The sequence below is a fragment of the Ignavibacteriales bacterium genome (assembly GCA_026390775.1).
Taxonomy (GTDB): Bacteria; Bacteroidota; Ignavibacteria; order Ignavibacteriales; family Melioribacteraceae; genus Fen-1258.
In genome coordinates this window covers 337,308-353,476 of sequence record JAPLFF010000003.1, presented here as the reverse complement: position 1 = coordinate 353,476, position 16,169 = coordinate 337,308, and the positions used below count along the sequence as shown (strand labels likewise).

Below are 16,169 nucleotides of genomic sequence, written 5' to 3'. Positions count from 1 at the left end.
CAATTCGCCATTCTAAATTCTCAATTAATTATAGCCATTTCATTTCTTTGTACCAATCAATTGTCCGCTTCATTCCATCTTCCAAAGAAACATTCTGACGAAATCCTAAATCATCAACTGCTTTTGAAACATCACACGTCCAAGCGCTCTGAACAAAATCACGTGCTTTTTCTAAATTAAATGTTGCAGCCTTCGAACTGAAGAGTGCAAAAAATTGTGCAATTGCCGCTACAGTGTAAACAATAAAGTGAGGAATTTTTATTGTGAAAGCTTTCTTCCCGAATGCTTTATGACAAACTTCACCGATTTCTTTCCAATTGTAATATTGTTCACTTCCAATAAAATATGTTTGTCCAATTGATTTCTTAGATGTAGCCGCCAAATAAATTCCGTTTACCAAATCTTCAACATGAACAATACTAACTTGTTTTTTATCAAAACCGATTAGACCCATTAATCCTTGTTTATAAGTTTTGAAAAAAAGATAGATCTCGGTATCGCGCTGACCATAAATAGCAGGCGGACGAATAATAGTAATCGGAAGTTTATCCATATACTTTTTTGCTAATTGTTCCTGGGCATACTTACTTCTTCCGTAAGTTGTAATGGGATGCTCTTTTGTTTCTTCTGTAACAGGTCTCCCATCAAGCGAAGGACCGCATGCAGTTTGACTGCTTACAATAACAACACGTTTTATATTTGGATTAACTTCAGAAAGTATATCCAAAAGATTTTGTGTTGTTTCAACATTCCCCTTAAAGTAATCTTCTTTATTTTTTGCTTTTACTACTCCTGCCACATGAAAAAGATAATCAGCATCTTTGAGGATTTTTTTAAGAGTATCTTTATCGAATAACCCGGTATCAATAATTTCTACAGGTTTATTTTCTAACCAGCGCTTAGAGCTTGTTTTTCTTAAGATACACTTAACTTGATGACCTTCAGCTAATAGTTTATCAACAAGGTGACTGCCTACGAAACCTGAAGCACCGGTTACAACAGAGATATTTTTCATATACGTTTTATTAATTATAAATATAATTTCATTATATTGACGCTCGTAAAATCATTTACTCGAATTTCAAGCAATCTAAAAATAGAAAATTTAATACAAGAAAAATAATCCGGAGGAATTTTGGACCTATTTCAAAAATGTTATGATTTCACGCGTGCAGACGATGTCAAAGCATTGGGGTTGTATCCATATTTCCGCGCCATAGAAGAGAACGAAGGTCCAGTTGTTCAAATCGAAGGCAAAAAAATGGTAATGGCGGGGTCAAATAATTATTTAGGACTCACTGCTCATCCATTGGTTAAAGAAGCTGCTATTAAAGCTGTTGAAAAATATGGAACCGGTTGTTCAGGTTCCCGTTATCTTACAGGAACTTTAGATCTACACATAGAGCTAGAAAAAAAACTTGCAGAATTTTTTGGTTCTGAAGCAGTCCTTCTATTTTCTACTGGATATCAAACCGCTCAAGGAATAATTCCAACTTTGGTTCAAGGGAGAGATGAGTACGTTGTTTCCGATAAAGATAATCATGCTTGTATTGTTGCCGGACAGATGATGGCTAAAGGAATTACTGCAAATCTTGAACGTTACAAACATAACGATATGGATGACCTCGAAAGAGTTTTACAGAAATTACCAATAGATGCAGGTAAGCTAATTGTTAGCGATGGTGTCTTTAGTACGGGAGGAGAAATTGTTAATCTAGAAAAGCTTGTAGCTTTGGCTAAGAAATACAATGCAAAAACATTAATAGACGATGCTCATGCTGTCGGTGTAATCGGTAAAGGTGGAAGAGGAACAGCAAGCGAATTCAATCTGGAAAATGAGGTTGATCTAACAATGGGAACTTTCAGTAAAACATTTGCATCACTCGGCGGATTTGTAGCCGGTAAAGAAAGAGTTATTAATTATCTCAAGCATCATTCAGCAGCATTAATATTCAGTGCATCTCCAACTCCAGCGGCTGTTGCTGCTGCTCTTGCTGCTTTAGATATTTTGAAAAAAGAACCTTGGAGAGTTCCAAAGTTGATTAATAATGCAAACAAAGTAAGAAAAGAATTAACCGAAGCCGGCTTTAAGATAATTGATGGGAGAACAGCTATCGTTCCTGTTATTGTTGGAAATGATGAATTAGCTTTTGCAATGTGGCGTAAACTTTATGATGCCGGTGTTTTCGTAAATGTATTTATTTCTCCTGGTGTTCCTCAAGGACGACAGATGATGAGAACGAGCTATATGTCAACTCATGAAGATGAACATTTAGATTTTATAATTAACACATTCAAAAAAATTGGTAAAGAAATCGGCTTAATCTAAAAAATCTTTGAAAGGCTGCTTTGTGATTTAATATCTAGAACAAAAATCTCAGCAGCCTTATTTATTAGATATGGAATTTCGATGTCACAAATAAATATTAGAACCGTCCGCATTAAAAAGGACGTTGATACATTCATAAAATTCGCATGGAAAATCTACAAAGATTATCCTCATTGGGTCCCGCCTTTAATCTTCGATAAGAAAAAAATTCTTGATAAGAATAAAAATCCATTCTTCAAACATGCCGCAATGGAGATGTACTTAGCCGAAAGAAACGGTGAGCTTGTCGGGAGAATTGCTGCAATAAAAAATGATCTTCACAATAAATATCATAATGATAAAGTAGGATTCTTCGGATTTTTTGAATGTATAGATGATCAAGAAGTTGCGAACAAACTTTTTGAAACTGCAAAAGAATGGTTAAGATCCAAAGGATGCGATGCAATGCGCGGACCGGCAAATCCTTCTTCAAACGATGAGTACGCTATGTTACTTGATGGATTCGACGACGAACCGCGTTTACTGATGACTTACAATCCGAAATACTATTTAGCTCTTTGTGATAATTACGGATTCAAAAAAGCAAAAGATCTTTATGCATACAAACTAGAGAGCAAAAAAGTTCTCTCTTCTGATAAACTAAAACGTGTTGCTGAGATTGCACAAAAACGTTCCGGAATAAAAGTTTATCCAATTAACATGAAAGAGTACAAGAAAGAAGTAGAAAAAATTAAATATATCTATAATAAAGCTTGGGCACCGAACTGGGGTTTTGTTCCATTCACAGAAGAAGAAGTTGATGCTATGGCAAAAGATTTAAAACCGCTTGTTGAACCTTCTCTTCTTTTATTTGGAGAGATTGATAATAAACTTGCCGGTTTTGCTTTGGTTATGTTGGATTACAATCAAATCTTTAAATCTATGAACGGAAAACTTTTCCCATTTGGGTTCTTAAAACTTTATACACAAAAGAAAAAAATGACGTGGTCAAGAATTCTAACACTTGGAATAATTCCTGAATACCAAAAGCGCGGACTTGATGCAGTATTTTATTGGGAGATAGTTAACCGTGCTGCACAAAACGGAATTTTTCTTGGTGAAGCAAGCTGGATATTAGAAGATAACGATATGATGAACCGCGGTGCTCAGGTAATGAATGGTGAGATTTATAAAAAATACCGAGTTTATGAAATTGGTATTTAACTACTTCATCGCTTCATCATATTTTGAAATATGTGGCGGATCAAGTTTTTTTAGAGTATTAAAAATTGATTTATCAGGATAGTTTTTTAAATATTCTATAAACTCACCCGCCTTAGCATCAAAAAATATTTTCATCAAAACACTTCTCGTATCTATCTGATCTCTCATCTTTTCTAAATTATTAATCAACTTCACAATATTATTGTATGCACTTTGTTTTTGGTCTTCGGTATGGAAAAGATCGAGTCCGTTATAGTGGTAATCAAAATAATCTTGGCGGAATTGCTGATACTTTGCATTTAATAAATTATCAACCAATGCTCTTCTATTATATGCAGTGCTTTCATATTGCCAGCCCTTAGGTGAACTGCTGCCTCCTTTAGCTGCTATGTCTAGTGCTTTTTGAAAATATTCAGTACCGCCTAATTTGTAATAAGAATCAAAATCGAATCCAATTATTATGTATGCATAAAAATCGAGAAGACTGGTAAGCGGATCAAAATCTGTTTGATTAAAATACATTGCTTGATTCTTCTGATACTTGAATGACCATGAATTATCGAGAATGCTCATCGTTAATGAATTGAGTTGAGTTCCTTCGATTGGTCTTTGGCTGGATACAACTAATTGCGCTGAATAACTTACTTCATCGCTCGATCCGTTAAAAAAAATATTGAATGTACATTTGATCTTTTCACCTTCCCATGCTTTGCGGGTATATTTTGTGTTATTAAGATAGTCCTGGATTTGATCCTTAAAATTGTTCACTCGTTCACGCGAAGAAATATCAAGTTGTTCATCCTTCACGATAACAGTTGCATCAAGTTCCTGAGCAACAAGAAAAGCAGGAAGAAAGGTAATTATGCAAAAAACAACAAATATTTTTTTCATACCTGCACTCCAATCTTTATTTCACATTTCAAAATAGAGATTTGGAAAAAATTAAACAATCATTTAAGTTAGATATATGAAATACGTTTTTGTACTCTTTTGCCTTCTACTAAAGTTTGTGGGTGAAAGTTTCGCGCAAGAACAACCTGGGGCAGGACAAATTGCTTTAGCTCACTCTGATGTTTCTTCAGTTAATGATGTTTTTTCATTATTTAATAATCCCGCAGGTTTGGCTCTATTAAAGACGCGTGAAATTGGTTTTTATTATTCACCCGCTCCGTTTGGAGTTAAAGAACTTGCTAATGCATTTGTTGCATATTGCGAACCAACCCAATTTGGCTCTTTCAGCGCAGGTTACAGTAATTATGGTTTCGAACTTTATAAAGAAAATAAGTTTGCTATCGGCTACGGAAAAAAGATCGCAAATAATTTCTTCATCGGATTGAGCTCAGTTTATCATAGCATCTCGATAAAAAATTACGGTAGTAAAGGTGTTATTGTTTTCAACGTTGGAGCTATTGCAAAGTTGAATGATCAGATAGGAATTGGATTTGCTATTAATAATGTAACCAGATCATCAATAACAAATGAATCTAACGATATACCAACTGTATTTTGGCTTGGTGCAGATCTAAAATTTGTTAAAGATCTTGTATTCAGTGCAGCCGTAAAAAAGGAAATTGGTTTTAATCCATCAATCAGATTAGGTACTGAATATTCAATGGTGGATTTTTTCAAACTTAGGATTGGGACATCGAACGAACCGAATACTTACTCGGGTGGTATTGGAATTATTTATCAGTTCGTTCAAGTTGATTATGCTTTTTTCTCACATCCCGATCTTGGTTTAACTCATCAGTTTGGTTTAATCATTCATTTTACAAATAATTAATCTTTGATGAACTTCTTATTCCTACTAATAATAATATTTTCTTTTACACTTACAATACACTCACAAGTTGATAGCACCGCTTTGCAAAAAAATCTTTACGATGTCCTCGAGGATGCAACAACAGATAAAGAAGGTGTGGAGTACTATGATCTGGTTGAATATCTGATGCAAAATAAAATTGCTGTCAACACAGCTTCAATTGCAGAATTAATGAAGATACCAAATATTGATAGGCAATCGGCAATAGCAATTGTTAGACAGAGAAATTTATTGGGTGGAATTAAAAACGAGAACGATTTAAGATCGGTCGAAGGTGTTAGCGAGGAATTGATTGATCGAATAATTCCCTATTTGATTTTTGGCGATGTTAAAGATGTATCTTTTTTTGATTCGATAAATAAAAGTTTTAAGGCAATTGATTTCACACTTCGTTCCCGTGGTATTTATGATCTTCAACAGGACAAAGCTTTTAGTGATGGGAAATATTACGGCTCAAGCTGGAAAATTTATAATCGTTTCGTTGTGAGCAAAGACAATAATATTCGTGTTGGAGTTTTAGCAGAAAAAGATCCCGGAGAAAAATCATTTAACGATTTCACTACATTTCATTTCTATGCAAGAGATATTAGTTTTATTAAAAATTTTGTTGCGGGAGATTTCTTGTTCGAGTTTGGTCATGGTCTTGCGCTTTGGAGCCGGTATTCAATCAGCAAAGGAATTGAAACTGTTGGGATACTTCCAAGAAATGGTAAAGGTATCATTCCATATTTAAGTCCAGATGAGAACATGTTCCTACGCGGTGCTGCAGTGCAGTTTAGTTTTAATAATATAAACTTCTATACATTTTATTCAGTAAGAAATTTAGACGGTTCGATTGATAAATCTACAAATCAAATCACTTCAATAAGATTAGACGGACTTCACCGCGATTCTTCCGAAGTTGCACACAAAAGAATAATAAATGAAAAATTATTTGGAATATCTGCCGATTATACTTTTGGTGAGACCGGGTCGGTTGGTCTTCTATACTACAATTCAACTTTTGGAAATGATTTTCAATATAACTCCTTGCTTGATCCATCCGGAAGTAGATTCGATTACTTTGCTGGTAATTACAATTTTTCATTTGGAAAAATTTATTTAAGCGGAGAAGCTGCATATAATAAAATCTCTCTTGCTACAATAAACAGCGCAGAAATCGCCGTTGATAAAAATTTCTCTCTTCTCTTTTCTTACAGAAATTATCCTTATGATTATTGGAGCTTACACTCAAACGGTTTTGGAGAGAAAGATGGAACTCAAAATGAATCCGGTTTTTATACCGGTTTTAGGTGGCAGACAATCTACGGTAAATTTAATTTCTATTACGATCAATTTAAGTATCCGATCGGTGATGAAAAATTACCTCTCGCGATTAAAGGGAATGAATTTTTAATCTACTATTCTGTAAAACCATTCCGTGATACGGAATTCCGTTTAAGATATACAAATCAATTAAAAGAAAGTGTTGCCGCATTAAATGGAGAATACGGTGTACTCAGTAGAAGAAAAGACAATTTGAGAACGGAATTACTTTACAAGTTGTCTAATTTCGTCCAGATGAGATCAAGAATTGAATTTGTGAAAATTTATACAACTACTATTAGTGAAAGTGAAAGAGGATTATTGATTTTTCAAGATGTAAAATATGCGCCTACAGCTTCGCTAAGTTTTTCCGGTAGAATAGTTTTCTTCCAAACTGATTCATATGATTCACGTGTTTATGAATTTGAAAATGATCTGACAGGAGTAATGTCTAACCCTGCTCTTTACGGCGATGGAATGCGATGGTATCTGGTTGCGAGATACAACACATCATTCGGTCTATCACTTTCGATGAAATATTCAGAGCTAATCAAACCAAATGATAAAACTATGGGAAGTGGTGATACACTTATTAACAGTAATGTTGATAATAGATTAAGTTTTCAGTTGGATTTCAAGTTTTGATCAAAAATAATTTTACAATTCATTCAACTCTAATCTCTTTACCTTGCCAAATTGTACTATACTCTCTAAGTTGCATTACAAAATTTTCTAATTATTGAGGACTTATCATGAGAACAATTGTTGCCCTTCCCGGAGATGGAATTGGAAAAGTAGTATTACCAGAATCAATAAGATTATTAGAAGCCACCGGGTTCAAAGCTAATTATGTTTGGGGCGATATCGGATGGGATTTTTGGTGCAAAGAAGGAAACGCACTTCCGCAAAGAACTGTTGATCTAATTTCACATTACAAAATTGCTTTGTTTGGTGCTATTACAAGCAAACCTAAAGATGCTGCTGAAAAAGAACTTAGTGCCTCACTTCAAGGAAAAGGATACATTTATTTTTCACCAATCGTTTCGCTAAGACAAAAATTTAATTTAGATATTTGTATTCGTCCTTGTATTTCTTTTAAGGGAAATCCTTTAAACTTTATACGTAGAAGTGCAGAAGGTGGATTTGAAGAACCGATGGTGAACACAGTTATTTTCAGACAAAATACGGAAGGATTATATGCCGGTGTTGAATGGACTAATCCGCCTAAAGTTGTTCGTGACGCATTTGAAACAAATCCAAGAATGAAAACATTCGCACATGTGCCAAGTGAAGAGATGGCTATCTCAACAAGAATCGTAACAAAAAAAGCGAGTGAAAGAATTATCCGTGCGGCTTTTGAGTATGCCAAAAAATTTGGATATTCAAATGTTACCCTGTGCGAAAAACCAAATGTACTTCGAGAAACATCAGGTATGATGTTTAAGATTGCAAAAGAAATTGCGAAAGAATATCCAAAAATTTCTTTGTGGGATACTAATATTGATGCGCAGATGATGTGGCTTACTAAAAATCCGGAAGAGTACGGAGTTATCGTTGCAGAAAATATGTTTGGAGATATTATAAGCGATGGTTTTGCCGGATTGATAGGCGGACTTGGCTTTGCATGCAGTGCAAATCTTGGTGATGAAGTTGCAGTGTTTGAACCTACTCATGGCTCAGCACCAAAATATGAAAAATTAAATCCATCAATTGTTAATCCAATTGCTATGTTTATGAGTGCTGTTATGATGCTGGAACATATTGGTGAAAAAGAAATTGCTTCAAAAATAAAAAATGCAATTGCAAAAGTTATTGAGGAAGGAAAAGTCCGCACTTATGATATGTTAAAATTAAAAGGTGGGGCGGATGTTTTCCAACGTGGTGCAGTTTCTACACAACAATTGACGGATGCCGTTATTAATAAATTATAAAAATCTAGAGGCAAGAGGTTAGAAGTTAAACCTCTAGCTTCTCGCCTCTTACCTCTTACGGAGTAACCATGAAAGAAATAGTAAAAAAACTCTGGCCGGAAATTGAGTTGCTTAACGATAGTGTGCTTAGAGAGAAAGTAATTGATTGCTGGATATATGCAATAGAAAATTCAGTTTTATCAATTGAAGATCTAGAAGTGATCCCATTTTCTCTACTGATAAAAGACTGCAACATTTCATTCATGAATCATAAGCGTACTTGTGTACAGCTTGCAGTTGAAATTGCAAAAAGAATGAAAGGAAATTTCGGCGATTCGATACAAATCAATATGGATTATCTTATTGCCGGTGCAATTTTAATTGATGTAGGAAAGTTGATCGAATATGATAAAGTTGATGGTAAGTTAACTACAAGTCCAACAGGTAAATTACTTCGCCATCCATTCAGTGGAGTTGCAATAGCAGATCGTTTCGGTTTACCGCCAGAAGTTTTACACATAATCGCTTATCATTCAAAAGAAGGTGATCTAGGCAAACGCAGTGTTGAATCAATAATTGTTCATCATGCAGATTTTGTTTCATTCGAACCGTTTAAGGCGTGAAAGGTGAAAAGTCAAAGGTGAAAGGTCAATCATCAAACGTGAAAAGAATACAGTAACTTTAAAAATAAATGAGGGGGTAAAATGCTGGAGCTTAATCATAAAAAATTAGAGGTATGGAATAGAAGTTTTGAATTAGTTACCGAGATATATCGTATTACAAAAAATTTTCCAAAAGAAGAAATTTTTGGATTAAGCAGTCAGCTTAGAAGAGCTGCGGTTTCAGTAATATCTAACATTGCAGAAGGTTCTGCTCGTAAAAGTAGTCTCGAAAGAAAACGATTTTATGAAATATCAAGATCATCTTTGGTTGAAATAGATGCGCAGATTGAAATTGCTCAGCGATTATCTTATATCAATATTGAACAAATTGATAAATTAAATATTCTTATAAATCAAATATTTGCAATGATGTCAAAATTAATTCAAAGGACTTAATCATTTTCACTTTTAACCTTTGACTTTTCACGGAATAAATTATGAACCAGACATTAATCGAAAAGATTGCTCAGAAACATGCAGTAGGATTATCACCCAATCATATTGTTCATGCAGGAAACTACATTTCAATTCGTCCTGCTTATGTAATGACACACGATAACACCGGTGCTGTAATTCCAAAATTTAAAAGTATTGGCGCCACTAAACTTGCAAATTCCAGGCAAGTTGTTCACACTCTCGATCATGATATTCAAAACAAAGATGAAAAAAATTTACAGAAGTACAAAAAGATAGAAGAATTTTCAAAATCAATGGGTGCAGATTTTTATCCAGCGGGTCGTGGTATCGGACATCAAATTATGATCGAAGAAGGATATGCTTGGCCCGGAACTATGGCGGTTGCATCCGATAGTCATTCAAATATGTATGGCGGAATTGGTTGTCTTGGAACTCCAATCGTCCGTACTGATGCTGCTGCTATTTGGGCGACATCGCGTACATGGTGGCAAGTTCCTCCGATTGCAAAAGTAGAATTGGAAGGGAAACTCCAACCTGGTGTGACAGGTAAAGATATTATTATTGCTCTCTGTGGATTTTTTAATCATGATGAAGTTTTAAATCATGCAATTGAGTTTGTCGGCGATGGAATAAAACAATTAGCAATTGATCAGAGACTTACAATCTCGAACATGACAACAGAATGGGGTGCAATGGCAGGCGTATTTCCAATTGATGAAATCACAATCGAATGGTTGAAGCGTCGCGCAAAACTTATTGCTCTTCGCGGATTAGAAGGAGTTCATTCTGATATTGATGGGAATGGTATTCATCCACGCATAAATGAAAAAAAAATTGCTCAACTCGAAAAAGAATTGTCAGAATTGAAAGCAGATGCAAATGCTTTCTATGCAAAAGAGCTTTCAATTGATCTCTCCTCAATTGAACCACATGTTTCCGGTCCGAACACAGTAAAAACTATGACTTCGATTTCAGAGATCAAGAAGAAACAAGTGAAGATCAACAAAGCATATTTACTCTCATGTGTGAATTCCCGGGTTGATGATATTGCAGAAGCTGCATCAGTTGTTCGAGGTAAAAAATTTGCCGGGCATGTTAAATTTTATATTGCCGCAGCATCGAGTGAAGTACAGGCAGAAAGTGAAAGGCGAGGTGATTGGAAAATTTTAATTGATGCCGGTGCAATTCCCCTCCCGCCAAGCTGCGGTCCATGTATCGGACTTGGAACTGGTTTGCTTGAAGATGGTGAAGTTGGTATTTCTGCAACCAACAGAAATTTCAAAGGAAGAATGGGTTCGCCGAATGCTCAAGCATATCTCGCTTCTCCGGCTGTTGTTGCTTCTTCTGCTTTAGCCGGTTTTATTAGTTTCGATTTTCAAGATTCTCCAGGCAAAATACTTGGTGAAATAAAAATAAATTCCAAAAAAGAAAAAACTAAAACGAAAGTTAATATCATAGATGGATTCCCTTCTCAACTTAGCGGTGAATTAATTTTCTGCTATCAAGATAATTTGAACACAGATGGAATTTATCCTGGCAAGTACACGTACAATGATGATATGACCCCGCAAGATCAAGCTAAAGTTGTAATGGAAAATTACGATTCTGAGTTTGGCAAGATTGTAAATGACGGAGATATTCTTGTCGGCGGATTCAATTTTGGAACCGGAAGTTCGCGTGAACAAGCTGCAACAGCTCTTAAGTATCGCGGTATCAGTTTAGTAATTGCCGGTTCGTTCAACGAAACATATAAACGCAATGCACTCAACAACGGTTTTCTTGTTATTGAATGTCCCGAATTAGTTGATGATTTGAAAGCTAAGTACAGCAAAGATAAACTAACTGTTAAGACAGAAATTACTGCCAAGATAGATTTTCAAAATTCTGTCTTGAAAGCAAATAACAAAACTTATTCTATTGATCCGGTGGGCGAAGCTGCTCAAGAACTTATTGTTACCGGCGGATTGGAAGAATGGGTCAAGAGAAATTTATAATTGAGAATTTTAATATTTAAGTCATTTTTAGACGATAGAAACGAATTGCTAAACTGAAAGCAAAACGATAATTTAGCATCAAAAATATTTCAGTCTGACAAATTTTTATGCAAAAGAAAAAATCAAATACTTCAAAACAACTCTTCCCTTGGCTCAACTTTCCAAAAGTTTTCGAAACTAACTGGCAAAATAAATAGTTCTCACGCTTTTCTTTTTCTTTTAGAAATTCATCAATATAAAAACTATGGAAACAAACATGGGAAAATCCATTTCACGAGTAATTTCAGAGTTTGCAGTCAACTTGAAATATGAAGATTTACCGAAGGAAGTAATCAATGAAGTCAAAAGATATTTATATGATTCGATCGGCTGTGCATTTGGTGCTTACAAAACAAAAGATGTAAATATCATCCGCAATATTTATAAACAGATGGGAGGTAAACCGGAAGCAACTGTATTTGCCTTTGGTGAAAAAATTCCGGCAGTAAATGCAACGCTTGTAAACTCTTTGATGATACGTTCACTCGACTTCAATGATATTTATTGGAAGGAAGATCCATCACATCCTTCAGATATAATTCCAGCCGCACTTTCTGTTGCTGAGTTAGTTGGCGCATCAATGAAAGAGGTAATCGTTGCAATCGTTCTTGCCTACGAGTTCGAACAAAGATTATGCTTATTTGCAAAACCGGGAGTACGAGAACGCAAATGGCATCATGCAACATTGACACAATTTGTTTCTCCTATTGTTGCCGGAAAAATTTTAGGATTAACAGTTGATCAAATGGTAAATGTAATTGGAATCAGCGGCTCACATAATCATACAATCGGCTGTCCGACTGCCGGCAAACTTACAATGATGAAAAATACTGTTGATCCGATGGCAACACAAAGCGGAGTATTTGCCGCATTGATGGCGCAAAAGGGTTATACCGGAACAGAAAAAGTTTTTGAAGGCAAAGAAGGATTTATGGATTGCTTCGGCGGATGGAATTCAAAAGAAGAAAAATTAAAACCTGTAATAATGAAAGGAAGAGAAGGTAAATCGGAATGGTCTTGGGATTTGGATGCGTTGACTAAAGATTTGGGTAAGAGTTGGAAAATTTTAGAATGCAGTATGAAAGCATACCCGACCGAAGCGCTAACTCATACTCACATCTCGGCTACTCTTGATGTTGTAAAATATAACGATATTAAATATGATGAAATCGAATCTGTAACTTTAACAACTATCGCAAGAGCTTATGATATATTATTTGATCCTCATAAATATCGTCCGGAATCCCGAGAAACTGCAGATCACTCACTCCCCTACTGTATCGCAGCGGTAATAGTAGACCGAAAGATCACAACTCAATCGTTCAGTGATGAAAAAATGAGAGACCCAAGAATCTGGGTAGTGATTGATAAGATCAAAGGTGAAGCATCTTTGGAATTTGGAAATATGTTCCCGGCAAAGCAGCCATCAAAAGTTGTTATAAGGACAAAAGACGGAAAAGAGTTTTCTAAATATTTGGAATATCCGAAAGGTGATCCGCGCGAACCGATGACAATCGAAGACCTAGAAAATAAATTCAATGGATTATCAGATAATATCCTATCAAAGAAACAACAGCAAGAAATTAAAGAGATGATCTTTAATTGTGATAATTTGAATGCAAGGTATTTTATGTCTAAGCTTACAATAAAAAAATCTGCAGTTAAGAAAAAGAAATCTGTAGTAAACAAAAAGGTGAAAAATGCTAGGAGTAAAAAAGGGATCGGCAGGAAAACGCGGAAGTAATGTCCGCTCCGATTGCTTCGTTGAAATTGAGTTAACAAAAATCAAAGGGATTAAATCTTCCGTTCAGAGCAAAGTTAATTCAATGTACGGTCAAGACATCAATGATATGATAATATTGATATGCGATTTCTTTGAAATCAAGCATGCCGAAATATTGGTTGAAGATTATGGTGCACTTCCGTTTACACTTGCTGCAAGATTTGAAGCTGCTTATAAAAAACTTAGACCGGATGATCCAAGAGAATTTCTCCCATCAATGAATAAAAATAATTATTACTTAACTCAAAGAGATAGAATGCGTAGAAGCAGACTTTATCTTCCGGGTAATGAGCCAAAATTTTATTCGAATGCCGGTCTGCATAAACCTGACGGAATAATTCTAGACCTCGAAGACAGTGTTGCACCAACTGAAAAAGATTCTGCAAGATATTTAGTACGTAATGCCCTTTGTGCAGTTGATTTCTACGGCGCAGAAAGAATGGTACGAATCAATCAATTGCCGATGGGATTAAATGATTTGAAATTTGTTGTACCTCATAACATACATGTTATTCTCATACCGAAGTGTGAATCCGCAATAACAGTTAAAGATGTTGAGGAAGAAATAAATGTTATTAAAGCGATGAATAATATCTCGGCAGAAATATATTTAATGCCGATAATTGAAAGTGCGCTCGGAGTTGTTAAGTCTTACGAGATTGCCAATGCTTCCGATAAAGTTTGTGCTCTTGCAGTTGGACTTGAAGATTACACTGCCGATCTTGGGGTTGAAAGAACAAACGAAGGTAAAGAAAGTTTTTATGCAAGAAGCGCTGTTGTTAATTCAGCAAAAGCTGCCGGAGTTCAAGCAATTGATACTGTCTTTTCAGATGTTGATGATATGGAAGGATTAAAAGGTAGTGTTCTTGAAGCCAAAGCTCTTGGATTTGAAGGGAAAGGTTGTATTCATCCTCGTCAGATAAAAGTTGTACATGATGCATTTGCACCACCTGAAAAAGAAATCGAGAAAGCAAAAAAGATTGTTCTTGCATTCAATGAAGCTGAAAAGAACGGACTTGGCGTTGTAGCTCTCGGCAGTAAAATGATAGATGCACCGGTTGTTAAACGTGCACAACATACAATTAAGTTAGCGATCTTAAATAATCTTTTAGATAAAAATTGGAATAAGTAATGAAACTGATAAAAAATGCTGTCGGAAGATTAGTTCCAACAATTATCAACGGACAAAAACAAATTTCGTTTAAGGGTGTTGATAAATATAAATCAGGTGGAAGAATTGCTAACCCTCCAATCAGATCATGCGCAGAATATCCTGCTGATGGAAATAAAGAAGTAAAAAGTTTGAAAGATGCTCTTAAGAAAGCGGGACTAAAAGATGGAATGACAATTTCTACACATCATCACCTTAGAAATGGAGATCAACTGACAAATATTTTATTTGATACAATTCATTCGATGAGCGTAAAAAATATTCGTTGGTTTCCAAGCGCATCTTTTCCTTGTCACTCGTATTTAATTAGATATTTAAGAGACGGAACAATTCACCATATTGAAGGAAGCATGAATGGTCCTCTCGGAAAATTTACAACCGAGGGAAAGATGAAAGGTATCGGCGTTCTTCGTTCTCACGGAGGAAGATATCAATCAATCCAAGATGGTGAAGTTCATATTGATATTGCAGTAATCGCAGCACCAACTGCCGATCCATTTGGAAATGCAAATGGTGTAAATGGTAAATCTGCTTGCGGCGGACTTGGTTTTGCACTTGCTGATTCAGAATATGCTGACAAAGTTATTGTTGTTACAGATAACCTCGTTCAATTTCCATGTGTACCTTGGCAAATCCAAGGCAACAATGTTGATTATGTTGTTCATGTTGATTCTCTTGGCGATACTTCAAAGATTGTTAGCGGTACAACTGAAATGACTAAAAGTCCGGATAGACTTTTAATTGCTGAATATATCGCAAAGTTTATGAACGAAGCTGGAATTGTTAAGGACGGATTTTCATATCAAGCAGGTGCAGGCGGAACAAACTTAGCTGTTATTCTTTTCTTAAAAGAAATCATGAAAGCAAAAGGAATTAAAGCTCGTTTCATTCGAGGCGGCTCTACAAAATATTTAGTTGAATTATTGGAAGAAGGACTGACAGATTACATTCTTGACGGACAAACTTTCGATCTTGATGGTGTACGATCAATGCGTGATAATTCGAATCATGTTATGACAACTCCGTTTACAAGTTACAATTATCATGGTAAAGGAAATTTTGCTTCTATGGTTGATGCTGCTATTCTTGGTGCAACGGAAGTTGATATAAACTTTAATGCAAATGTTGTTTCGCATTCGGATGGATATTTGCTTCATGGAATCGGAGGATGGCAAAATTGCCTTTACTCAAAATGTACAATCATCGCGGTACCTTCTTTTCGCGATAGAATTCCGGTAATACTTGATGAAGTAACAACACTCTGCGGACCGGGAGAATTAATTGATGTAATCGTTACAGAAAGAGGAATTGCCATTAATCCAAAAAGAAAAGATTTATTAAACGCAGTCAAAAATTCTTCGTTACCAATTCGTTCTATAAAGGAGATTCAAAAAGAAGTATACGAAATCTGCGGCGGTCCACCTGCAAAACCAAAAGTTGATAAGAAAAAAGCAGTTGCAGTTGTTAAATGGGTCGATGGAACTGTCCTAGATTCCGTATATCAACTTCAGATGTAAATTTTATGAATCTAATA

General features: G+C 35.4%; 13 protein-coding genes. 11 read left to right on the top strand and 2 right to left on the bottom strand.

Annotation, left to right across the window (positions count from 1 at the left end; genetic code table 11):
* Positions 1–28: 28 nt before the first annotated feature.
* Positions 29–1,015: an NAD(P)-dependent oxidoreductase gene (locus NTZ27_01825; GenBank protein MCX6173476.1), complete on the bottom strand. Its 987-nt coding sequence runs from the start codon at positions 1,013–1,015 to the stop codon at positions 29–31.
* A gap of 120 nt (positions 1,016–1,135) precedes the next feature.
* On the opposite strand from NTZ27_01825, the gene NTZ27_01820 reads away from it, so the two are divergent.
* Together NTZ27_01820 and NTZ27_01815 are read left to right on the top strand one after the other, a co-directional pair.
* Positions 1,136–2,329, top strand: coding sequence for an aminotransferase class I/II-fold pyridoxal phosphate-dependent enzyme (locus NTZ27_01820; protein MCX6173475.1), 1,194 nt, complete (start codon positions 1,136–1,138; stop codon positions 2,327–2,329).
* 81 nt (positions 2,330–2,410) lie between these two features.
* Positions 2,411–3,532, top strand: coding sequence for a hypothetical protein (locus NTZ27_01815; GenBank protein ID MCX6173474.1), 1,122 nt, complete (start codon positions 2,411–2,413; stop codon positions 3,530–3,532).
* Here NTZ27_01815 and NTZ27_01810 read toward each other — a convergent pair whose 3' ends face one another.
* On the bottom strand, positions 3,533–4,423 hold the full coding sequence (locus tag NTZ27_01810) for a DUF4835 family protein (GenBank protein MCX6173473.1): 891 nt from the start codon (positions 4,421–4,423) through the stop codon (positions 3,533–3,535).
* Between the two features lie 76 nt (positions 4,424–4,499).
* On the opposite strand from NTZ27_01810, the gene NTZ27_01805 reads away from it, so the two are divergent.
* From NTZ27_01805 to citF, 9 genes are all read left to right on the top strand, one after another.
* Complete coding sequence (locus NTZ27_01805) at positions 4,500–5,315, top strand: hypothetical protein (protein MCX6173472.1); 816 nt, start codon at positions 4,500–4,502, stop codon at positions 5,313–5,315.
* Positions 5,316–5,321: 6 nt separating this feature from the next.
* Positions 5,322–7,304, top strand: a complete 1,983-nt coding sequence (locus tag NTZ27_01800) for a helix-hairpin-helix domain-containing protein (protein MCX6173471.1) — start codon at positions 5,322–5,324, stop codon at positions 7,302–7,304.
* Positions 7,305–7,411: 107 nt separating this feature from the next.
* Positions 7,412–8,590, top strand: coding sequence for an isocitrate/isopropylmalate family dehydrogenase (locus tag NTZ27_01795; GenBank protein MCX6173470.1), 1,179 nt, complete (start codon positions 7,412–7,414; stop codon positions 8,588–8,590).
* A 68-nt stretch (positions 8,591–8,658) separates the two neighbouring features.
* Complete coding sequence (locus tag NTZ27_01790; protein MCX6173469.1) at positions 8,659–9,192, top strand: HD domain-containing protein; 534 nt, start codon at positions 8,659–8,661, stop codon at positions 9,190–9,192.
* 81 nt (positions 9,193–9,273) lie between these two features.
* The gene (locus tag NTZ27_01785) at positions 9,274–9,627 is read left to right on the top strand and encodes a four helix bundle protein (protein ID MCX6173468.1); all 354 of its coding nucleotides are present in this window, start codon (positions 9,274–9,276) and stop codon (positions 9,625–9,627) included.
* A 41-nt stretch (positions 9,628–9,668) separates the two neighbouring features.
* Complete coding sequence (lysF, locus tag NTZ27_01780; GenBank protein ID MCX6173467.1) at positions 9,669–11,642, top strand: homoaconitase; 1,974 nt, start codon at positions 9,669–9,671, stop codon at positions 11,640–11,642.
* Between the two features lie 256 nt (positions 11,643–11,898).
* A complete protein-coding gene (locus NTZ27_01775) occupies positions 11,899–13,425 on the top strand; it encodes an MmgE/PrpD family protein (GenBank protein MCX6173466.1) in 1,527 nt (508 codons plus the stop codon).
* Positions 13,382–14,596: an aldolase/citrate lyase family protein gene (locus tag NTZ27_01770; GenBank protein MCX6173465.1), complete on the top strand. Its 1,215-nt coding sequence runs from the start codon at positions 13,382–13,384 to the stop codon at positions 14,594–14,596. Before NTZ27_01775 ends, NTZ27_01770 begins: the two co-directional genes overlap by 44 nt.
* The gene (gene citF, locus NTZ27_01765; GenBank protein MCX6173464.1) at positions 14,596–16,152 is read left to right on the top strand and encodes a citrate lyase subunit alpha; all 1,557 of its coding nucleotides are present in this window, start codon (positions 14,596–14,598) and stop codon (positions 16,150–16,152) included. Before NTZ27_01770 ends, citF begins: the two co-directional genes overlap by 1 nt.
* Positions 16,153–16,169: the final 17 nt, after the last annotated feature.